Genomic DNA, 20,798 nt, shown 5'->3' with positions numbered 1-20,798 from the left:
AGCGGCGCCCATGAGACGCGGCCGGCGACGAGGCAGAACGACGTGATGCGGCTGAGCGGCGCCCATGACACCAGACGCTAGCAGCCAGTTCAGCGCCGCTCGGCCAACTCCAGCCGGGTGTCGCCGTAGACCCGCTCGGGCCACCCGGTCCAGCCCACCGGCCAGGTCAACGGCGCACTCGTGACCGGTCGCTCCACCACCGCGATGGTGCCTTGCCGGACCCAGCCGTGGGCGCCCAACAGGGCCAGTACGGCATCGATATCCGCGGTGCCCACGTCATAGGGCGGGTCCGCCAGCACCAGGTCCCTCGGAGCCGACGTGCCCGCTGCCAAAACGGTGGCCACCGTGCCGCGGCGCACCGTCGCACCGGCCAAACCCAGGGCCTCGATGTTGCGCCCGATGACGGCCGCGGTGCGCTGGTCGACCTCTACGAACAGTGCCGACGCGGCCCCGCGCGACAGTGCCTCCAGCCCGAGTGCGCCCGAACCGGCATAAAGGTCGAGCACGGCCAGGCCGGTCAGCTCCCGGCGGGCGCTCAGCATATTGAACAGCGATTCGCGCACCCGATCGGTGGTGGGCCTGGTCCCCCTCGGGGGTACCGAGAGGCGCCGTCCCCCGGCGACTCCGCCGATGATCCGGGTCAGCTCACCACCGCCAGCAGGTCTCCGCCCTCGACCTGAGCGGTATCCGAGACCGCCACCCGCTGCACGGTGCCGTCGTTGGGGGCGGTGATCGGGGCCTCCATCTTCATCGCCTCGATGGTGGCGACGGTCTGGCCGGCCGTGACCTGGTCGCCGGCGGACACGGCGACGGTGACAACCCCGGCGAACGGCGCGGCGATATGGGTCGGATTTCCGCGGTCGGCCTTCTCGGCGGCCGGGACCGCGCTGGCAATGCTGCGGTCGCGCACCAGCACCGGCCGCAATTGGCCGTTGATAATGCACATCACCGTTCGCATACCGCGTTCGTCGGGCTCGGAGATCGCCTCCAGACCGATCAACAGTTCCACACCGCGTTCCAGCTTCACCCGGTGCTCTTCGCCCTGCCGCAACCCATAGAAGAACTGGTTGGCCGACAACTGCGAGGTGTCCCCGTACGTCTCCCGGTGTTCCTCGAATTCCCTTGTGGGACCGGGGAAAAGCAACCGATTCAACACGGCCTGCCGTTTGGGTCCCGGCACCGCCAGAGCCGCCTCGTCGTCGCCCGTCAGTTGTCCGGCGGGTTTGGCCGGCGCCCGGCCGGCCAGCGCCGTGCTGCGCAACGGCTCGGGCCACCCACCGGGCGGATCGCCCAACTCACCCCGCAGGAATCCCAACACTGAATCCGGGACATCGAATCGTGCCGGATCGGAGGCGAATTCGTCGGCGCTTACCCCGGCACCGACCAGGGCAAGGGCCAGATCACCGACGACCTTCGACGACGGGGTGACCTTGATCAGCCGGCCCAAAATTCGGTCGGCGCCGGCGTACGCCTCCTCGACCTCCTCGAACCGGTCCCCCAGACCCAGGGCGATCGCCTGCTGGCGCAGATTCGACAGCTGACCGCCCGGGATCTCGTGGCGGTAGACCCGCCCCGTCGGCCCGGGAAGGCCGGATTCAAAGGGCGCATACACTTTTCGCAGCGCTTCCCAAAAGGGCTCCAGAGCGCAGACCGCGGCAAGCGACAAACCGGTGTCGTAGTCGGTGTGTGCGGCGGCGGCCACGATCGAACTCAGCGCGGGTTGGCTGGTGGTGCCCGCCAGCGGCGCAGCGGCTCCGTCGACGGCGTCGGCCCCGGCGTGCCAGGCGGCGACATAGCTGGCCAGCTGACCGCCGGGAGTGTCGTGGGTATGCACGTGCACCGGCAGGTCGAAGCGACTTCGCAACGCGGTGACCAGCTTTCGGGCAGCCGGGGCCCGCAACAGCCCCGCCATGTCCTTGATGGCCAGCACGTGGGCGCCGGCCTCGACGATGGACTCGGCCCGCCTCAGGTAGTAGTCGAGCGTGTACAGCCGCTCACCGGGGTCAGCCAGGTCGCCGGTGTAGCACATCGCGACTTCGGCTACCGCAGAACCGGTTTCGCGCACGGCGTCGATCGCCGGGCGCATCGACTCGAGGTTGTTGAGCGCGTCGAAGATCCGGAAGATGTCGATGCCCGTGGCGGTGGCCTCGTCGATGAACGCCGACGTCACCACCTCCGGATAGGGGGTGTAGCCCACGGTATTGCGGCCCCGCAGCAGCATCTGCAGACAGATGTTCGGGATCGCCTGGCGCAGCGCGGCCAGCCGCTCCCACGGGTCTTCTTTCAGAAAGCGAAGGGCCACATCGTAAGTCGCACCGCCCCAGCACTCCACCGACAGCAGCTGCGGCATGCTGCGGGCCAGATAGGGCGCCACCATCATCAACCCGCTGGTGCGCACCCTGGTGGCCAGCAGCGACTGATGCGCGTCACGAAATGTCGTGTCGGTCAACCGGACTGCCGCCGATTCCCGCAGCCAGCGCGCGAAACCTTCGGGCCCCAATTCGGCCAGCCGTTGCTTGGAGCCAGCCGGCGGCGGGGTGTCCAGGTCGACGTCGGGCAGCTTGTCCTGCGGGTACACCTTCGACGGCCGGGTGCCATGCGGTTTGTTGACGGTGACATCGGCCAGGTAGTTGAGAATCTTGGTGCCCCGGTCGGCCGACGATCGCGCGGTCAGCAGCTGTGGCCGCTCGTCGATGAACGACGTCGTGATGAGGCCGGCCTGGAAATCGGGATCATCCAGAACCGCTTGCAGGAAACCGATGTTCGTCGACACCCCGCGAATCCGGAACTCCGCCATGGCCCGGCGCGCCCGGTTCACCGCGGTCGGGAAGTCACGGCCCCGGCAGGTGAGCTTGACCAGCATGGAATCGAAGTGGGCGCTGATCTCGGCGCCGAGGTTGGTGCTGCCGTCCAGCCGGATACCGGCGCCGCCGGGAGCGCGCAGCGCGCTGATCCGGCCGGTGTCCGGCCTAAATCCGTTGGCTGGATCCTCGGTGGTGATCCGGCACTGCAGGGCCGCGCCGTGCGGCTGGATGGCCTGCTGCTCAAGACCCAGGTCGTCGAGCGTCTCCCCCGCGGCGATGCGCAGCTGGCTGGAGACCAGGTCCACGTCGGTGATCTCCTCGGTGACGGTGTGTTCCACCTGAATCCGCGGATTCATCTCGATGAAGACGTAATCCCCGCTTTGGTCCAGCAGAAACTCGACCGTTCCGGCGCCGCTGTAGCCGATGTGGCGGGCGAACGCGACGGCATCTGCGCAGATTTTCGTCCGCAACTCGGCGGGCAGGTTCGGGGCGGGCGCCAGTTCGATGACCTTCTGATGGCGACGCTGCACACTGCAGTCCCGCTCGTAGAGGTGGATCACGTTGCCGCGGGTATCCGCCAGGATCTGCACTTCGATGTGGCGGGGACGCAACACCGCCTGTTCGAGATAGACCGTCGGGTCCCCGAACGCCGATTCGGCCTCGCGACTGGCGACTTCGATCGCCTCTGGCAGCGCGGCGCTATCGCCGACCCGGCGCATACCGCGGCCGCCACCTCCGGCAACCGCCTTGACGAACAACGGAAACCGCAAGCTCGCGGCGGCCGACACCAACTCGTCGACCGAGTCCGACGGCGCCGACGACGTCAGCACCGGCAGTCCCGCTTCCCGGGCGGCGGCGACGGCCCTGGACTTATTTCCAGTCAGCTCAAGCACTTCGGCGCCGGGGCCGACGAAGGTGATGCCCGCGGCCGCACATGCCCTGGCCAACTCGGGGTTCTCCGACAAGAACCCGTAACCGGGGTAGATCGCATCAGCGCCGGCGCGGCGGGCGGTTTCCACGATCTGGTCGACCGAAAGGTAGGCGCGCACCGGATGCCCGATTTCGCCGATCTGGTAGGACTCGTCCGCCTTGGACCGATGCAGCGAATTGCGGTCCTCGTAGGCGTAGACGGCCACCGTGCCGATACCGAGCTCGTAGGCCGCGCGAAATGCCCGGATCGCAATCTCCCCGCGATTGGCCACCAGCACTTTGGCGATCACGCTCGACCCTTCTCAGATCAGTGTCGACCAATAATTCCAGAAACGGACCATGATCTGCAGGAACACCGCGGTGAACCACAGCGTAGCGATCGACCATCGCCATTGGAAGAGCACCCGCACGACGGCGCTGTCGCGCTGTTCGAGCACCGGACGAAACGCGATCGACGCCACCACCACCAACAGGGTGATGGTGACGACCCAGACCAGCATGCAGTACGGGCACAACGCCCCGATGCGGTAAAGGCTCTGAAAGATCAGCCAGTGCACGAACCCCGTGCCGACCAGGACACCCACCGTCAGCCCGGTCCAATACCAGCGCGGCAGAGGCACTTTCGTCACCGCCAGCACACCGGTGACCACCACCACGGTGAACCCCACGATGCCGACCACCGGGTTGGGCAGGCCCAGCAGGGTTGCCTGCGGGGTGCCCATCACCGAGCCGCACGACATGATCGGGTTGAGGTTGCACGACGGCACGTAATCCCGGTCGAGCAGGACCCTGATCTTCTCCACCGTCAGCGTCATCGAAGCGAGCAGGCCGAACGCGCCGGCGATCAGCACCCACCACGCACTGGGCGCGGGTACCTGCACCCCGCCCGCTGGGTCCGGAGGCAGATCGGCGGGTTCGGCTGAGACCATCGTGGTCAAGCTGCCGGGGCGGTTGCCGCCGTGTCCATGCCCGGAATGTCGCCGACGATCTCTTTGATCTTGGCCACCAGCGCCTCCGGCGTCGACCATTCGTATTCGGTGCCGTTGATCTTGACGGTCGGCGTCGCGTGGATGTTCGCGGCCGCCGCCAGCCCGTCGACCTTGGAGAGGTACTTTCCGCTGTTGATGCAGTCGGGCACCTTGCCGACGACACCGGCTTCGCGGGCGAGTTCGATCAGCTTTGCGTTGTCGGGAAAGGTCTTGCCGACTTCGGACGGCTGGATGTCTTTGCTGAACAACGCGGTGTGGAACCGGCGGAACGCATCGATGGACTCATCGGCGACGCAGTACGCCGCGGCCGCCGCGCGCGCCGAATAATTGTCGTTGCGCGGGCTGGAAAGGATATCCACCATGGTGTAATCGGCCGCGATTGCGCCGATGTCAATGAGCCTGGATACGGTCGGCCCGAATCCGCGTTCGAAGTTCCCGCACGCCGGACACAGGAAATCCTCGTAGAACGACACCACGGCCTTGGGGTTGCTGGTTCCGGGCTGGGTGACCAGCTTGCTGGACGTCACCCGGACCGCAGCGGCCGTGGCACCGCCGCCTTTCTTGTCGTGCGAGGTGACGATGTAGAACACCAGCACAACGGCGAAGAGCACAACCAGCGCGGTGCCACCGATCTGCATCAGCCGGCCGAATTTGCCGTCGGGCGACTTCAGATCGATCCGCGGAGGGCGTTTGTTTTTTTCGGCCACGGGTTCGCGATCCTCACTTGGTGAATAGCCTGCGCTGCTGGCGCCTCTAGAGTACCGGCGGCCGTCCGGATAGGGCTCAGACCCGGCTCAGGTGCGCACGCAACGCCGAAATCAGCTCGCTCGTCGCGGTGGCACTGGCACCGCCGAGCGGAAACAGATTGAGGAAGCCGTGCGTCAGCGAACCCTCGCAACGCAGATCCACCGCGGTCCCGGCGGCCCGCAACGCCGACGCGTACTGTTCGCCCTCATCGCGCAGCGGGTCGAATCCGGCGACCACGATCAGTGCCGGCGGCAGACCTGACAGCGACTCGGCCCGCATCGGCGACACCCGCGGATCGGTGGGGTCGATCCCCGAGCCGCGCAGGTAATTGGCTTGGAACCAGTCGATATCTCGTTTGGTCAGCAAGAAGCCACGGGCGAACAGGCCCAGTGAGCGGGTCTGCGCGGTGAAGTCGGTGCGCGGATAGATCAGCCACTGCAACACCGGAGCCGGGCCTCCGCTGTCTTTGGCCAGTTGACACACGACGGCCGCCAGGTTGCCGCCCGCGCTGTCGCCGCCCACCGCAATCTGCCCGGGGACGGCACCGAGCTCGCCGGCGTGCTCGTAGGCCCAGGTGAAGGCCGCAAACGCGTCGTCGATCCCGGCCGGTGCGTGATGCTCCGGAGCCAGCCGGTAGTCGATCGACAGTACGTGGATCCCGGCATCGCGGCACGTCAAGCGGCACACCGCGTCGTGGGTGTCCAGGTCGCCGATCACCCAGCCGCCGCCGTGATAGAAGACCAGCAGCGGTGCGGCGACTCCGCCGGGCGCGCGATAGTGCCGTGCCGGGATGTCCCCGGCCGGCCCGGGCAGCGTGAGTTCGTCGACCTCCACGTGAATCTGCGGACCGCCGAATCCCAGCATCGCCTCACGCATGTTGGCACGCGAGGCGTCGGGGTCGTCGTCGATCACCAGGCCGTCGAGGCCGACGGCCCGCATGCCCGACAGCATCAGCTGCAGCGTGGGATCAAGGGTGTTGCCGTCGATCACGACGGAACGACCGCGCGTGAGAAGCCGCTTGGCCGGCCCCGGAATCCACGGGATGACTTTGACGCCCGCACCGGTGACGGTGCTCTGGATGCGACGCCTCCACCGCATCGGTACGCAGGTCACCTCGGATTGAAGGTCCGGCGTGCCGGGCAGACTTCTGGTCATGGGTTTCTCCTATTTGACGTGCTCCCCGGCATGAATGCCGGGGATTCCCGAGCGGCTACGCCGCTGTTGGAGTGCTTCCTGCTTCATTGTCTCGTGCCTTCCGAGTGGTGGAAGGACTTACCGGGGCTCCACCGGAACCGCTTTCGCGATTTCGCCCACTTTCGGGGGAGGCGTTTATTCTCTCCCCCGCCAGGCGGCGAGAATGACCATGGCGGCGGTCCCGCCGGGCGCGAGCCACTTTGCCGTGCGCGATGGCGACCCTGCGCCTGCCGATTCAACTCGGTAATATCGTGATCCCCAAGTGGGTGACCCAATACGGATAGCGAGCAACTTCGACGTGTTCGACTTCGAGCTCAGCGCCTCGACCCAGCGGCGCCATGGCCTCGAGCTCGTCGCCGATGGCGTAACCCGGCTTGGCCCTGATCCGAGAACCTTCAATTTCACAGGCAGGTGAGATGCATTGACCGGCGAGTCGGGCGCCATGATTCCCTCAATAGCTCTAAACGACGAGAACACGATGCCGGTTCTCGGCCTCGGCGTCGCGGAGTTGTCCGAGGACGAAACCGAACGGGCGGTGTCGGCGGCGTTAGAGGTCGGCTGCCGGCTTATCGACACCGCCGCGGCGTACGGCAACGAGGCAGCCGTTGGCCGTGCGATCGCCTCGTCCGGTATTCCACGCGCGGAGTTGTTCGTCACCACCAAGCTGGCCACCGCCGATCACGGTTTCAGCATGTCGCAGGAGGCTTGTAAAGCCAGCTTGGAGCGACTCGGACTGGATTACGTCGACCTGTACCTGATTCATTGGCCGGCCCCCGCGGTGGGTAAGTACGTGGATGCCTTCGGCGGCATGATCCAGTCGCGCGGCGAAGGCCATGCCCGTTCGATCGGGGTGTCCAACTTCACCGAGGAACATGTGTCGAACATCATCGACCTCACGTTCGTCACACCCGCGGTCAACCAGATCGAGTTGCACCCGCTGCTCAACCAGGCCGAGCTGCGCAAATCGAATGCGCAGCACAACGTCGTCACCCAGTCCTACACTCCGCTGGCTCTCGGCCGGCTGATGGACAACCCGACCGTGACGTCGATCGGTGGTGAATACGGCAAGACGCCCGCACAGGTGCTGCTGCGCTGGAATCTGCAACTGGGTAATGCGGTCGTCTTCCGCTCGTCGCGGCCCGAGCACATCGCCGGCGACCTCGACGTGTTCGATTTCGAATTGGCTGCCGAGCACATGGATGCGCTCAACGGGCTCAACGACGGCACCCGCATTCGCGAAGACCCGCTGACCTACAACGGCACGTAACCTCCGGCTCGCTTACCGACCGTGAATTGACGACGGCTCGTCGCTGTGGTCCGAGTTATCCGGCCGGCCACGGCTAACCCGTCGGGCAGGTGGCCGCGGCGTCGCGCAGGACGCCGGCCGACGCCTGGTCTACTGGCAGCGCGTAGCCGCGCAGCACCGCGATGAACTGGATGGCGTACTGACAGGCGAATGCGGAGTTGGGCGGCATCCACTGGGCCGGGGGAGAATCCCCTTTGTCCTGATTGGCCTGTCCCTGCACCGCCAGCAAGTTGGCCGGATCGTTGGCGAACCGCAGCCGCTCCGGAGCCGGCCAGTCGTAAGCGCCCATGTCCCACGCATAAGACAGCGGAACGATGTGGTCGATCTGCACCGATTCGCCGAACTTGGCGCCGCGCTGGAAGGCGATGGTGGTGTTGGTGTACGGGTCGCGCAGGGTGCCGGTGGCCACGGCATTCGGGCACCGCTTGGTCGGCACATAGGTCTTGTCGACCAGGTCGCGGTCGAGGATGTCGTCGCGGGTGTCGCAGCCGTTGTGCCCGCCAGGCGCGTCGTTGTCGTCGTCCCAGGCGTCGCCGAACGCGGCCCTGCGATAGTCGTAACGGTGGGTGCGCTGCGGCAGCACGGCGACCCCGGCGAGCACATCGGTACCGGGTTGGACCGTCGGCACGTCAGCGCGCGCGGCGAACTGCTCCGCGTGCCTGGCCGCCGATGAGTCCAGTGTCTGGTACGCGACCACCAAGGCCAGCAGCGCCGCCGCCGCCAGGCCCAGCAGCGTCTTGCGGTTCATGATTTGTCCAGGTATTCGATGCGGTCGGTGTCGGTGAATCGCGCTGCCAGCGACTGCAATCCGGGATGCTTGTCGGGGTCTTGGTACGCGCGGACGCAGAAGTCCCGGGCGGCCTCGAGGTACTCCCGGTGCTCGGCCAGCGATAGCAGCCGCAGGGTGATGGCCTTGCCGGACTGGTTGCGGCCCAGCACGTCTCCTTCCTTGCGCTCCTTGAGGTCGAGGTCGGCCAGGGCGAACCCGTCCATGGTCTCGGCGACCGCGCGCAGCCGCTCACCGGCCGGTGAGGACGGCGGCATCCAGCTGGCCAGCAGACACAGGCTCGGATGCGCGCCACGCCCGATGCGGCCACGCAACTGGTGCAACTGGCTGATACCGAACCGGTCGGCGTCCATCACCAGCATCACCGTGGCGTTGGGGACGTCCACACCTACCTCGATGACGGTGGTACACACCAACACATCGATCCGGCCGGCCCGAAAGGCCGCCATCGCGGTGTCCTTCTCGTCGCTCGGCAACCGCCCGTGCATGAGTCCCAATCGCAGGTTGGCCAGCTCGCCGGAACGCAATCGCGCGTACAGGCCCTCGGCGGTCTCCGAAGGTCTCGAGCCGGCGGGCTCTTTCTCCGGCTCATCGCTCTCGTCGATGCGGGGCGCCACCACATAAGCCTGGCGGCCGGCCGCGACCTCCTCGATGATGCGTTGCCAGGCCCGGCCCAGCCAGGCGGGCTTGTCCTTGACGAAGATGACGTTGGTGGTGATCGGCTGGCGCCCCCGCGGAAGTTCGCGCAGCGTGGAGGTTTCCAGGTCGCCGTAGACGGTGAGCGCGACCGTGCGCGGTATCGGCGTGGCGGTCATCACCAGCAGATGCGGGGTGATTCCGGTACGCGCCTTGCTGCGCAATTGATCTCGCTGCTCGACACCGAACCGGTGTTGTTCGTCGACCACCACCATGCCCAGGTTGTGAAACTCCACGGCTTCCTGCAGCAGCGCATGGGTGCCGACGATGATGCCGGCCTGGCCGCCGGCCACCTCGGCCCGGACTTGCTTTTTTTGCCCCGCGGTCATCGAGCCGGTCAGCAGCGTCACCCGGGTGGCGGTATCCGCCCCGCCCAGCTGGCCGGCCATTGCCAGCGGGCCCAGGACATCGCGGATCGACCGTAAGTGTTGTGCGGCAAGAACTTCCGTAGGCGCAAGCAGTGCACACTGATAACCCGCGTCGACCATCTGCAGCATCGCCAGCACCGCCACGATGGTCTTGCCCGAACCGACCTCACCCTGCAGTAAGCGGTTCATCGGGCGGGTCGCCGCGATCTCCTCGGAGAGGACGGCGAGCACCTCGCGCTGGCCCGCCGTCAGCTCGAAGGGCAGCCGGCCCAGCAACTCGGCCGCCAACCCGTCAGCGCGCGGCGGCGCCGGCGGCCCTGATTCCGACAGCTCACCGTGCCGGCGGGCGACCAGCGCCCACTGCAGCCCGACGGCTTCGTCGAAGGTCAGGCGCGCGCGGGCGCGTTGGCGTTCGGACTCGTTCTCGGCGAGGTGAATGGCCCGCAGTGCCTCGTCCTCCGAGACCAGGTCGAGCGCGGCGCGCAGCTCAGCGGGCAGCGGATCATCCACCGGGTCAAGGACTTCGAGCACCTGGCGGACGCACCTGAAAATGTCCCAGCTCTGCACTTTGGTGCTGGCCGGATAGATCGGGAAGAAGCGACGCTCGAACTCTTCCATGGCCAGTTCGCCGCTGATGGCCTTGGAGGCATCGGCGATGCTTTTCAGTGACCTGGTGCCGTGGTTTTTTCCGTCCGGCGAGTCCAGGATCAGAAACGCCGGGTGGGTGAGCTGCATGACGCCCTTGAAGAACCCGACTTCCCCGGACAGCATCACCTTTGTGTTCTTGGTGAGGTCCTTCTTGATGTAGTCCGCGTTGAAGAACGTGGCGGTCACCTTGGCGCGGCCGGTGCCGAGGGTGATGCGCAGGCATTGGCGCTTCGGCGTTTTCTTCATGGGAAACGTCATCGTTTCGGTGATGACGTCGACGATCGTGATGTGCTCACCCGCTTCGGGCCGCTCGTCGCCGGCGCCGCGCCTCGTTCCGCCTTCGACGTAGCTACGCGGGTAGTGGCGCAGCAGGTCGTCGACCGTCCTGATGCCGAACTCGTCGTCGAGCGGCTTTGCCGACGGAGCGCCCAGAACGAAGACCAGCCGGTCGCTCAGTGACACCACGGCTACTCGCCCCCGATCAGCAGCACGTCGCCTCGATGCCCGGTGCGATAGGTCACCAGCTCGGTGCCCGGATGACGGTCGTGCATGTGCTTTTCCAACAGCTCACGCAGCGCGCCGGCTTCCTCGTCGTCGAGCTTTGCGCCCAACAACACCGTCACCAGATCGCCCCCGGATGCCAGCAGCAGATCGAGCAGACCGATCGCCGCCGCGGCGATATCGCCGGCGACGATCAGCACCTCGTCGCCGGCGATGCCCAGCCCGTCGCCCGGTTCACAGGTGCCGGCCCAGGTCAACGCCCGCTCGGTGGCGGTGCGCACCGAGCCGTGCCGGGCAGCACCGGCGGCGCGGGCCATGGTGTAACCGTCGTCGACGGCCTGGCTTGCAGGGTCGTGCACGGCCAGGGCAGCCAGCCCCTGAACCATCGACCCGGTCGGGACGGGCACCACGTCGACACCCCAGCCCAGCGCTGCGGTACAACCCGCCACCAGCTCCTCGACGGCGACATACCCGTTGGGCAGCACCATCACCTGGGCGGCACCGGTGTCCACCACCGCCCGCACCAACTGATGGGCGCTGATATCGGCCGCAGGTGCCGAGCCATCCGGGCCGGGTCGCAGCACGCAGGCCCCTTCTCCGGCGAACAGCTCGGCGGCGCCGTCGCCATCGACGACGGCCAGGACGGCCCGTTCCCGGGTCCAGCTGCCCGCCGGCAGCCCGTTGGCACCGGAGCTCAGCGCCGAGATCACGATCCGGCTCAATTGCCCCGCTGCAATTCCCGCTTCGACAGCGGCGCCCGCGTCGTCGGTGTGCACGTGCACCGAATAGCTCTGCGACGGTGCGGCCGCGATCGCCACCGAATCCCCCAGCTCCGCGAGCCGGTCGCGCAGCATGTCCGCCGCCGCCGCATCACAGCCGGTCAGCAGGTACATCACCTCGAACTGTGGTGCCGGCCGTCCGGCGGGCGTCTCGGCGAGCAGCTTTCGCGGCGCCGGCTCGTAGACCGAGCGGGCGGGTTTGTGCCCGGTGAGCGTCGCACGCAACGCGTCCAGCATGACCACCAGGCCCCGGCCGCCGGCGTCCACCACTCCCGCGTCGGCGAGCACGTGGAGCTGCTCGGGCGTCTTCTCCAGCGCGACGACGGCGGCATCACCGGCGGCGGTCACGGCCTGCGCCAGGGTCTCACCGGCGTCGGCGCACTGCTCAACCGCGGCGGCTGCGGCCCGCAGCACCGAAACTATGGTTCCCGCGACTTCCTCGCCGCCCATCGATGCGACGACCAGCTCGACGCCGCGCCACAAAGCGGCGGCCAGCTGGGCCGCGTCGACGGCCGACAAGGCACCGGCCGAGGCCGCTGCCGCGGTCGCGGTGACGTCGGCGATGCCGCGCAGAATCTGCGACACGATCACCCCGGAGTTCCCCCGTGCCCCGTTGAGCGCGCCGGACGACAGGGCGGCAGCGAGCCGGGCGACGTTACCCGCATTGCGGCCGTCGTCGGCCCCGGCCACCGCGTCCGCCTCGGCGAGCGCCGCGCGCATGGTGAACAGCATGTTCGCGCCGGTGTCGGAATCGGCGACCGGGAACACGTTCAGCCGGTTGATTTCGTCGATGTGGGTGATCAGGTCGCTGACGACGGTATGCGCCCAATCCCGCAGGGCCGACGCGTCCAGCGGGCGACCTGGCGTGTCCACCGTGACCCCACCTCCTCTGCGCCAGCTCCCGGTGGGCGCCAGCGTAGCCCGGCGACACTGTGGACAGTGTGCGTCGGCTGCTGTTCTGGACAGGCCATCGAGCCGGGACGACAAAGCTGCATTGAGCCTAGCCAGCGGGGGTGACAGTACTGGTCGCGGCGGATGGCGTTTTGGTGCTCGCCGACGACCCCGGCTATCCTGGGACGGCCTGGGCCAGCCGGGCCGTTCCGCCCGGGTCGCCGGACCCCCAGCAACCGACTTGAGGAGTTTGAACAATGGCCGCTGTGTGCGATATCTGCGGGAAAGGCCCCGGCTTCGGCAAGTCGGTGTCACACTCCCACCGCCGCACCAGCCGTCGGTGGGACCCCAACGTTCAGACCGTGCGGGCGGTGAGCCGTCCCGGGGGCAACAAGAAGCGCATCAACGCCTGCACGTCCTGCATCAAGGCGGGCAAGGTCAGCCGCGGCTGACCGGGTGCCGCGCGTGCCGCTGCATTTCGGCCCGTCCCGATCGGCGCGATGGATTGCGCCTCGATGAATTGCGCCGCTGCCGAAGCCTTCAGGTAAGAGCCCGCGCTAACGGGTGACCCTCCGCGCGTCAGTCTGGCGTGCGCTCTAAGCCCGGCGCCTGTGCCGGATGACGGCCCCATCGTCAAAGAAATTGCGCCACTAAAGGACTGACGTCGCGCCAGCGCCGAAAGCCAGCGGCATCAAATGAACCCACTGTCAATCGCTTCTGCCCATTGATTGATAGTGGATAGCTATTTGACAACAACCTTTGTCACCGACATCTTTTTGGCGTGTCGCCGATCACATCTCAGTAACGCCGGGAGGCGGTACACGAGACAACACCAGGCCTGTCCACCGGTAGCCGAGCGGTGGTCAAACATGGTGTGCCCGTGCGTGATCGGCCCACTGAATGCCCGTCGCAAGTAGAGGTCCAGAAATGTTGTGGGAAGAGGTTCGGCGGTGACGCTGTGCGTGGATGAAACTTTGGCCGCCGTTGCGGGTGCACCGCTGTGGCTGGCTTCGCCGCCGGAGGTGCATTCGGCCTTGCTGAGCACCGGCCCGGGAGCAGCCCCGTTGCTGACGGCCGCCGCGGAATGGGCGTCGTTGGGCGTCGACTATGCGTCGGTGGCTGAAGAACTCACCGCGGTGTTGGGCGCGCTGCGGACCGGGGCGTGGCAGGGCCCCACCGCGGAGATCTGTGCGGGGGCCTACGGGCCGTATGTGGCGTGGCTGGTTCAGGCCAGTAGCGATAGCGCCGCGGTGTCGGCAGCGCATCAGGCGGTGGCAGCCGCCTATGTCAGCGCGGTCGCAGCGATGCCAACGCTGCCGGAGCTGGCCGCCAACCACGCCACCCACGCGGTGTTGCTGGCAACGAATTTCTTTGGCATCAACACCATCCCGATAGCACTCAACGAAGCCGACTATGCGCGGATGTGGATTCAGGCCGCAACCACGATGAGCGTCTATGACGCAGCCGCCGCAGCCGCGCTGGCGTCGATGCCGCACACCCCACCGGCGCCAATCATCATCAAACCCGGCGCCGGTGTGGCCGGCGAGATCGTAGCCGGCGCTACGCACGCCGTCGGCTACCAGCCCTTTCCGATATGGCAGATTTTGTGGGACCTGATCAAACTCGTTGGCACGGAGATTCTCGCCGTTCCGTCCCTTGCAATTTTCACGCTCATGATGGCTTTCTACACACCAATTGTCTTGTTGTTTATTGGATACTTGCTCTTGATCGGCAACACCCATTTGGCGGCTGAAGCCCTTGGCTACCTAGAACTCGCATGGCTCACTGCTGGAATAGAAACCTTCGCTACTGTATTTCTTCCTTTTGTCTTCGGCTATGAAGTCGGCAATCAGGTGATCGGATGGATCAGTCAATGGATCATGGGGCTGAACCTTGGGCTTCTCCCCACTCTGCTGGGTCCGTTAGCCGCGGCGACGGCACTGCCGGTTTCGGCTGCTGCCGCCGGCCCTAGCGCGAGCGCTGCGGCGGGTATGGTCGCCACGCCTGTGGCGGGGGTAGCGGTCGGCGCGGTGGAGCCGTCGGCAGTGTTGCCACCAGCACAGTTGGTGTCGGTCGCAACGGCCGGCAGCTGCCCGCAGGCGCCGGTGCCGGTAGCGGCTTCGGATCACGGTGCGGGCGCTCTGGGGTTTGCCGGCAGCGGGCCATCAGGAGACGCCGCGCGCCCTGCCGGGTTGGCCACGTTAGGTAGTAGCGAGTCGGGGAGCGGCCCCCGGCTGCCGATGTTGCCGAATTGTTGGAATGCAAGCCTGGTCGGCCTGACCAATGTGGGATGTGTTTAGCGTAGAGAAAGAGGGCCCAACCACGGCGCCCGCAGCTCGGTCACGGCAGCCGCCAATCGATCGGGTCGGCACCCATCCCCGCAAGCAGCTCGTTGGCACGGCTGAACGGCCGCGAGCCGAAGAACCCCCGCGACGCCGACAACGGAGACGGATGCGGCGATTCGATGGCGACAGATGTGCCGGCGGCCAACATCGGTTTGAGCGTCGACGCGTCGCGTCCCCACAGGATGGCCACCAGCGGCTGCGACCGTGAGACAAGCGCTTGAATCGCGCACTCGGTCACCACTTCCCAGCCCTTACCCCGGTGCGAGGCCGGATTACTCGGGCGCACGGTCAGCACTCGGTTCAACAACATCACGCCGCGCTGCGCCCAGGGCGTCAGATCACCGCACGAGGGCTGCGGATAGCCCAGGTCGGCTGCGTACTCCTCGAAGATATTGGCCAGGCTGCGCGGTAGCGGTCGCACCTCGGGGGCCACCGAAAAGCTCAGTCCCACCGCATGTCCGGGTGTCGGATAGGGGTCCTGCCCGACGATCAGGACCCGCACCTGTTCGAATGGAAAAGTGAAGGCGCGCAATACGTTCGGCCCCGCCGGCAGGTATTTGCGGCCGGCCGCGATCTCGGCGCGCAGAAACTGCCCCATCCGGGCCACCTGGTCGGCCACCGGGTGCAATGCGGCGGCCCAGCCCTGCTCGACGAGTTCGCTCAGCGGACGCGCGCTCACTGCAGGCCTTGCGCCAGCAGCACCACCGTATCGGCGCCCGCCCAACGATCTTGCGAAATCTCTTGGTACTCAGGCGATTGTGCCCAGCCATGGAATGCGGCCTCATCGGGAAACGACATCAGCACCACTTTCTGATGGTCCCACCGCCCCTCGATCACCTGGGGTGAATCGTCGGCAGCCAGCAACGTTCCCGGATGACGACGAAACACTTCCATGAACCTGGTCTGGTACCGGTCATATGCTGCCCGATCGGTGAATCTCAACTGGGCGATCGCGTAGACGGTCACCGCGTCACCCTACTCAATGGCGAACTCAATCGAACGACTGCCAACCCGCATATCCGCCCCAGTCGTTGCCGTCGACCAGCACCCGGGGCGGACCGTCGACCACCTGCCCGATGACGCGCCAGCCGGCCGGCACCGCGCCGGCGAAACACGCCGCCAGGGCGTGGTCTTCGCCGCCACCGAGCACCCAGTGCCACGGATCGGCGCTCACGGCGTCGGCGGCCGCGGTCAACGCGGCGTGGTCGGCAGCCAGGGCCGCGGTCGACACGTCGATACCGACCTCCGACGCCTGCGCGACATGGCGCAGATCGGCGACCAGGCCGTCGGAGATGTCGATCATGGCCTGAGCCCCCGCGACGGCGGCCGCCACGCCCTGCCGATACGGCGGCTGCGGCACCAGATGACGCCGCCGCAGCTCGTCTAATCCGTCAATCCCGTTGTGCCACAATTGATATCCGGCGGCCGAGCGGCCCAAGTCGCCGGCCACCGCGACGACCGAGCCGGGTGTGGCGCCGCGGCGCCGCACCGGTGCGCGTCCCTCGAGGTCGCCCAGCACCGTCACCGACACCACCCACTGCGGGCAGCGAACCAGATCGCCTCCGACGATGCCGGCTCCGATTCGGTCCGCCTCGTCCCACATCCCGTCGACCAGGGCGCTCACCTGGGCCGCGGGTGTGTCGGTGGGCGCCCCGAAGCTCACCACGAACGCGGTGCAGCGCGCGCCCATGGCCGCGATGTCGGCAGCGTTCTGGGCTATCGCCTTGCGGCCTACGTCGTGGGGTGTCGACCAGTCCAGCCGAAAATGCCGGTCCTGCACCAGCATGTCGGTCGACATCACGACGCGGCCGTCGCGGGCGGCGACCACGGCGGCGTCGTCGCCGGGCCCGAGCTCGACGACGGCAGGCTGACGGCGACCGGCCACCAACCGGTCGATCACGGCGAACTCCCCGAGCTGTTGCAGCGTCGGAGACTGCTCCGACGCTTCCCCCGATAAGTCCTCGCGCACGCCACCTCCTGCGGGACGTCTCACCCGGGTCCTCTGCCCGCCCGGGTGGACCGCGTTAGTCTATGAGCTCGGGCGACCCGAACATCCGGGCGGGACGTCGGTGGCCCTGCGACAGCCGGGCGGTCAAGGTGAGTCGGAGGTGGCCGGCGAGGTGACGGGCGACGCCCTTCCCAACCCCGGCGCCGACGCAGACGGTCCGCCACGCATCCTGATCATTGCGGCTGTGGTACTGGCCGTGGCGGCGGTCGGGGTGATCCTGGTGATCGCGGCGACTCGCCACCCCCGCCAACAACCCGTCACCGTTGCGGCCGTGCCGGCCCCCCACGCCGGCAGTCCGGCCTGCCATGCGCTGACGGCAGCGCTGCCTCAGCACCTGGGTGACTATCAGCGAGTGACGATTGCGCAACCGGCCCCGGAAGGCGCGAGCGCCTGGAGCTCCGGGCCCTCCCGCGAGCCGGTCATCATGCGGTGCGGCCTCGATCGCCCCGCCGACTTCGTCGTGGGCGCGCCGATCCAGATCGTCGACCGGGTGCAGTGGTTCCGGGCGACCGACGACACCTCATCCGACGGCCGGTCCACCTGGTACACCGTCGACCGTCCGGTATACGTCGCGCTGACGCTGCCGGCAGGGTCGGGGCCGACCCCGATCCAGGAGCTGTCCGAGGTCATCGACCGCACCATCGCGGCGGTGCCGATCGACCCGGCGGCAACCGGTTAACGCAGGCCCACTCCCCGGGCCAGCGCCGTCTCCACCATGGTTGCCAGCAGCGTGGGATAGTCGACGCCGCTGGCCGCCCACATCCGGGGGTACATCGAGATTGTGGTGAAACCCGGCATGGTGTTGATCTCGTTGATCACCGGGCCCTCCTCGGTGAGGAAGAAGTCCACCCGGGCCAGGCCCTGGCAGTCGATGGCGTGAAACGCTCGGATCGCCAGGTCGCGCACCGCATCGGCGACGTCGTCGTCGACCTTGGCGGGCACATCCAGCTCGGCGGCGTCGTCGAGATACTTGGTCGCGAAGTCATAAAAGGCGTCCTCGCGTCCGCGCACCCCGGCCACCCGGATCTCCCCCAGAGTGCTGGCCCGCACCGTGCCGTCCGGGAACTCGAGCACACCGCATTCCAGCTCACGGCCGTTGACGGCGGCCTCGACGATCACCTTCGGATCGTGACGGCGCGCCTCGGCGACCGCGGCGGGCAGCTCATCCCAGCTCGACACCCGGCTGACCCCGATCGATGAGCCGCCGCGCGCGGGTTTGACGTACGCCGGCAGCCCCAGCCGCTCGCATTCGTCGAGACTCAATGCCGGCCGCGACGGACGCAGCACCGCGTGCGGCCCGACCGGAAGCCCGTCAGCGGCCAGCAGCTTCTTGGTGAATTCCTTGTCCATGCCGGCTGCACTGGCCAGCACCCCGGCCCCGACGTAGGGCACGCCGGCAAGCTCGAGCAGTCCCTGGATGGTGCCATCCTCCCCGTAGGGACCGTGCAGCACCGGGAACACCACGTCGACGGAGGCCAACACCTCACCGGCGCCCGGGGGCAATGACACCAGTCGGCCGCCCCACTGCGGGTCGGCCGGCAACGCCAGCAATGTGCCCGATTGGGAGTTGACCGCGGGCAGTTGCCGGTTGGTGATGGCCAGGGCGTCGGGGTTGCCGTCGGTGAGCACCCACGAGCCTTGCGGCGTGATACCGATCGCGATCACCTCGAACCGCTGCGGGTCGAGGTTGCGCAGGATGCTGCCCGCCGACACGCAGGAGATGGCGTGCTCGTTGCTGCGGCCGCCGAACACGACGGCAACCCGGGCACGCCGGTCGCTGGCACTCACAACCTTCAGAGGCTACCGGGTGCGACGCTAGGACTGCCGGCTCCCGCCCTCCGCGTGCTCGATGACGATACGCCGAGCCTGTAAGTCCGCAGCGGAAGTTCGAGTAATGGCCTGCGTAATTACCGGCTCGACGACATGTGGCAGCCTGCTTACTCGGGTTTGGTGCTGCGCCCCAACAACAGCGCTATCGCCTCGTTCACCGACAGTCCCTTATGGCACACCTGGTGCACGGCGTCGGTCAGCGGCATCTCGACGTCGTAGCTGGACGCAAGCGCCAGCACCGCCTCACACGAGGTGACCCCCTCGACGACATGGCCGTCGCGGTGCTGCAACGCCGATTCCATGGTCTCGCCCCGGCCCAGTCGCTCGCCGAAGGACCGATTGCGGGAATGCGGTGAGGTGCAGGTGGCCACCAGGTCCCCCACCCCGGCCAGCCCGGCCAGTGTCGCGCCTTTGGCGCCCAGCGCGATGCCGAGCCGCATGATTTCGGCCAGCCCGCGGGTGATGATGGCCGCCGCGGTGTTTTCGCCCAACCCGACGCCGACGGCCATCCCGCACGCCAGCGCGATGACGTTCTTGCAGGCGCCACCGATCTCGGTGCCGATGACATCGCTGTTGGTGTACGGACGAAAGTAGCCACTGTTCAGCGCACGCTGCAGAGCGACCGCCCGGCCGGAGTCGCTGCACGCGACGACGGTGGCCGCCGGCTGACACTCGGCGATCTCGCTGGCCAGGTTGGGCCCGGAGATCACCGCGACGTGTGCCGGGTCTACTCCGGTCACCGAGGTGATCACCTGGCTCATCCGCATCAGGGTGCCGAGTTCGATGCCCTTGGCCAGACTGACCAGGGTCGCGTCCACGGGCAACAAGCCGGCCCACCGCTCCAGGTTGTCGCGCAGCGTCTGCGCCGGAACGCCCAGCAGGACCGTGGCTGCGCCGCTGAGTGCCTCCTCGGCGTCGGGGGTGGCGCGGATGCCGGGCGGCAGCGACGTGCCGGGCAGATAGTCAGGGTTGTACCGGGTGCTGTTGATCTGCTCGGCGACGTCGGCTCGTCGAGCCCACAGGATGACCTCACCACCGGCGTCGGCCAGCACCTTGGCCAGCGCGGTGCCCCACGCGCCGGCCCCCATCACCGCAACGGTTCCCGTGCCGGCCATCCGCCCACACCCCCTTGTTGTCCGTTATGGCAGCTGTAGCCGCTACACAGTAGACCCGGCAGCTGGCCGCCGCCATGTTCAGCCCGACGCTCGCCGTTCACCCGGAAACCGGCGCTGGCAGGATGACCTCTATGAGCGGCACACAGGCCGACGGTAACGGTGATGTCGGCTTGATCATCGCCGTCAAGCGGTTGGCGGCCGCCAAGACCCGGCTGGCCCCGGTGTTCTCGGCGCGGACACGGGAAAATGTGGTACTGGCCATGCTGGTCGACACAGTGACCGCGGCGGCTCGCGTGCGCGCATTGCGCTCGATCACCGTCATCACGCCCGACGACGCTGCCGCGGCTGCGGCCGCCCGGCTCGGCGCCGAGGTGCTGGCCGACCCGACGCCGCAAGACGACGCCGACCCGCTCAACAACGCCATCGCCGTCGCCGAACGCACGATGGCCGGATCGTTAGCGAATCTTGTTGTGCTGCAAGGTGATTTGCCGGCACTACAGCCGCAGGAGCTTGCCGAGGCGATCGCTGCGGCACGCCAGCATCAGCGCAGCTTCGTCGCCGACCGGTGCGGAACGGGAACGGCCGCGCTGTGTGCCTTCGGCGCCGCACTCGACCCGCGGTTCGGGGCGGATTCGTCGGCGCGGCACCGCCGTTCAGGTGCGGTCGAGCTCACCGGAGCCTGGCCCGGTCTGCGGTGCGATGTCGACACACCGGCGGACCTGGCGGCCGCGCGCCGCCTGGGCGTCGGGCCGGCGACCGCGCGAGCCATCGGTCACCGATAGCCCGGCCCGAGCCTGTCCGAAGGTGAACGGCACACCAACGGCAGATTGATGTCGACCGGGTGCTGGCAACGTCACCGG

18 protein-coding genes and 1 pseudogene are annotated in these 20,798 nt (G+C 67.6%); 6 read left to right on the top strand and 13 right to left on the bottom strand.

Annotation, left to right across the window (positions count from 1 at the left end):
* Positions 1–89 precede the first annotated feature (89 nt).
* The 5 genes from rsmD to BST40_RS03245 all read right to left on the bottom strand — a co-directional run bounded on the left by rsmD (position 90) and on the right by BST40_RS03245 (position 6,625).
* On the bottom strand, positions 90–644 hold the full coding sequence (rsmD, locus tag BST40_RS03265) for a 16S rRNA (guanine(966)-N(2))-methyltransferase RsmD (protein ID WP_083044422.1): 555 nt from the start codon (positions 642–644) through the stop codon (positions 90–92).
* Positions 641–4,024, bottom strand: coding sequence for a pyruvate carboxylase (locus BST40_RS03260; RefSeq protein ID WP_083153415.1), 3,384 nt, complete (start codon positions 4,022–4,024; stop codon positions 641–643). Before BST40_RS03260 ends, rsmD begins: the two co-directional genes overlap by 4 nt.
* Before the next feature lie 12 nt (positions 4,025–4,036).
* Positions 4,037–4,663 (bottom strand): vitamin K epoxide reductase family protein, encoded by a 627-nt coding sequence (locus BST40_RS03255; RefSeq protein ID WP_075545365.1) that lies wholly within the window; start codon positions 4,661–4,663, stop codon positions 4,037–4,039.
* A gap of 5 nt (positions 4,664–4,668) precedes the next feature.
* Positions 4,669–5,430, bottom strand: a complete 762-nt coding sequence (locus BST40_RS03250; RefSeq protein ID WP_075545366.1) for a DsbA family protein — start codon at positions 5,428–5,430, stop codon at positions 4,669–4,671.
* A gap of 76 nt (positions 5,431–5,506) precedes the next feature.
* Positions 5,507–6,625, bottom strand: a complete 1,119-nt coding sequence (locus tag BST40_RS03245; protein ID WP_083153413.1) for an alpha/beta hydrolase — start codon at positions 6,623–6,625, stop codon at positions 5,507–5,509.
* A gap of 248 nt (positions 6,626–6,873) precedes the next feature.
* On the opposite strand from BST40_RS03245, the pseudogene BST40_RS31390 reads away from it, so the two are divergent.
* Both BST40_RS31390 and BST40_RS03235 read left to right on the top strand, forming a co-directional pair.
* Positions 6,874–7,079 (top strand): annotated as a pseudogene (locus BST40_RS31390) (aldo/keto reductase); the annotation flags it as partial.
* A gap of 6 nt (positions 7,080–7,085) precedes the next feature.
* Positions 7,086–7,931, top strand: a complete 846-nt coding sequence (locus BST40_RS03235; protein WP_089024988.1) for an aldo/keto reductase — start codon at positions 7,086–7,088, stop codon at positions 7,929–7,931.
* Positions 7,932–8,004: 73 nt separating this feature from the next.
* Here the strand turns inward: BST40_RS03235 and BST40_RS03230 are convergent, their stop codons facing one another.
* Genes BST40_RS03230 through BST40_RS03220 form a run of 3 tightly spaced genes read right to left on the bottom strand, consistent with a single transcriptional unit; the run spans position 8,005 to position 12,622 of the window.
* Positions 8,005–8,718 carry an HNH endonuclease family protein gene (locus BST40_RS03230; protein ID WP_075545369.1) on the bottom strand — a complete coding sequence of 238 codons (714 nt, stop codon included), beginning with the start codon at positions 8,716–8,718 and terminating at the stop codon, positions 8,005–8,007.
* The gene (gene recG / locus BST40_RS03225; protein ID WP_083044035.1) at positions 8,715–10,934 is read right to left on the bottom strand and encodes an ATP-dependent DNA helicase RecG; all 2,220 of its coding nucleotides are present in this window, start codon (positions 10,932–10,934) and stop codon (positions 8,715–8,717) included. Before recG ends, BST40_RS03230 begins: the two co-directional genes overlap by 4 nt.
* Positions 10,935–10,936: 2 nt before the next feature.
* Positions 10,937–12,622, bottom strand: a complete 1,686-nt coding sequence (locus tag BST40_RS03220; protein ID WP_083153412.1) for a DAK2 domain-containing protein — start codon at positions 12,620–12,622, stop codon at positions 10,937–10,939.
* A 275-nt stretch (positions 12,623–12,897) separates the two neighbouring features.
* Here BST40_RS03220 and rpmB point away from each other — a divergent pair, with 275 nt between their 5' ends.
* On the top strand, positions 12,898–13,092 hold the full coding sequence (rpmB, locus tag BST40_RS03215) for a 50S ribosomal protein L28 (RefSeq protein WP_075545372.1): 195 nt from the start codon (positions 12,898–12,900) through the stop codon (positions 13,090–13,092).
* A 510-nt stretch (positions 13,093–13,602) separates the two neighbouring features.
* Positions 13,603–14,940, top strand: a complete 1,338-nt coding sequence (locus BST40_RS03210; RefSeq protein ID WP_240316610.1) for a PPE family protein — start codon at positions 13,603–13,605, stop codon at positions 14,938–14,940.
* 40 nt (positions 14,941–14,980) lie between these two features.
* Here the strand turns inward: BST40_RS03210 and BST40_RS03205 are convergent, their stop codons facing one another.
* Genes BST40_RS03205 through BST40_RS03195 form a run of 3 tightly spaced genes read right to left on the bottom strand, consistent with a single transcriptional unit; the run spans position 14,981 to position 16,954 of the window.
* Entirely contained in the window at positions 14,981–15,664 is a 684-nt protein-coding gene (locus tag BST40_RS03205) for a uracil-DNA glycosylase (protein ID WP_083153410.1), read from the bottom strand.
* Complete coding sequence (locus BST40_RS03200) at positions 15,661–15,951, bottom strand: DUF1330 domain-containing protein (RefSeq protein ID WP_075545374.1); 291 nt, start codon at positions 15,949–15,951, stop codon at positions 15,661–15,663. Before BST40_RS03200 ends, BST40_RS03205 begins: the two co-directional genes overlap by 4 nt.
* Positions 15,952–15,976: 25 nt before the next feature.
* On the bottom strand, positions 15,977–16,954 hold the full coding sequence (locus BST40_RS03195; protein WP_075545375.1) for a thiamine-phosphate kinase: 978 nt from the start codon (positions 16,952–16,954) through the stop codon (positions 15,977–15,979).
* A gap of 151 nt (positions 16,955–17,105) precedes the next feature.
* Between BST40_RS03195 and BST40_RS03190 the strand changes: the two genes are divergently transcribed.
* Positions 17,106–17,672 (top strand): DUF3515 domain-containing protein, encoded by a 567-nt coding sequence (locus tag BST40_RS03190; protein WP_075545403.1) that lies wholly within the window; start codon positions 17,106–17,108, stop codon positions 17,670–17,672.
* Here BST40_RS03190 and BST40_RS03185 read toward each other — a convergent pair.
* Both BST40_RS03185 and BST40_RS03180 read right to left on the bottom strand, forming a co-directional pair.
* Positions 17,669–18,781 carry a D-alanine--D-alanine ligase family protein gene (locus tag BST40_RS03185; RefSeq protein WP_075545376.1) on the bottom strand — a complete coding sequence of 371 codons (1,113 nt, stop codon included), beginning with the start codon at positions 18,779–18,781 and terminating at the stop codon, positions 17,669–17,671. The two genes, BST40_RS03190 and BST40_RS03185, sit on opposite strands and share 4 nt — an antisense overlap.
* Positions 18,782–18,930: 149 nt before the next feature.
* Positions 18,931–19,938 carry an NAD(P)H-dependent glycerol-3-phosphate dehydrogenase gene (locus tag BST40_RS03180; protein ID WP_075545377.1) on the bottom strand — a complete coding sequence of 336 codons (1,008 nt, stop codon included), beginning with the start codon at positions 19,936–19,938 and terminating at the stop codon, positions 18,931–18,933.
* Positions 19,939–20,069: 131 nt separating this feature from the next.
* Here BST40_RS03180 and cofC point away from each other — a divergent pair, with 131 nt between their 5' ends.
* The gene (cofC, locus tag BST40_RS03175; protein ID WP_083044038.1) at positions 20,070–20,720 is read left to right on the top strand and encodes a 2-phospho-L-lactate guanylyltransferase; all 651 of its coding nucleotides are present in this window, start codon (positions 20,070–20,072) and stop codon (positions 20,718–20,720) included.
* The last annotated feature ends 78 nt before the right edge of the window (positions 20,721–20,798 follow it).

Source organism: Mycobacterium persicum (genome assembly GCF_002086675.1).
Classification (GTDB): Bacteria; Actinomycetota; Actinomycetes; order Mycobacteriales; family Mycobacteriaceae; genus Mycobacterium; species Mycobacterium persicum.
Note: the sequence above shows the minus strand (reverse complement) of the source record. Positions and strands in the feature narration are given on the sequence as shown.

What these genes read in the sequence shown, in the direction of transcription:
- BST40_RS03255 (WP_075545365.1), bottom strand. Translation starts at nt 4,663, where the DNA reads ATGGTCTCAGCCGAACCCGCCGATCTGCCTCCGGACCCAGCGGGCGGG.
- BST40_RS03245 (WP_083153413.1), bottom strand. Translation starts at nt 6,625, where the DNA reads ATGACCAGAAGTCTGCCCGGCACGCCGGACCTTCAATCCGAGGTGACC.
- BST40_RS03230 (WP_075545369.1), bottom strand. Translation starts at nt 8,718, where the DNA reads ATGAACCGCAAGACGCTGCTGGGCCTGGCGGCGGCGGCGCTGCTGGCC.
- rpmB (WP_075545372.1), top strand. Translation starts at nt 12,898, where the DNA reads ATGGCCGCTGTGTGCGATATCTGCGGGAAAGGCCCCGGCTTCGGCAAG.
- BST40_RS03180 (WP_075545377.1), bottom strand. Translation starts at nt 19,938, where the DNA reads ATGGCCGGCACGGGAACCGTTGCGGTGATGGGGGCCGGCGCGTGGGGC.
- cofC (WP_083044038.1), top strand. Translation starts at nt 20,070, where the DNA reads ATGAGCGGCACACAGGCCGACGGTAACGGTGATGTCGGCTTGATCATC.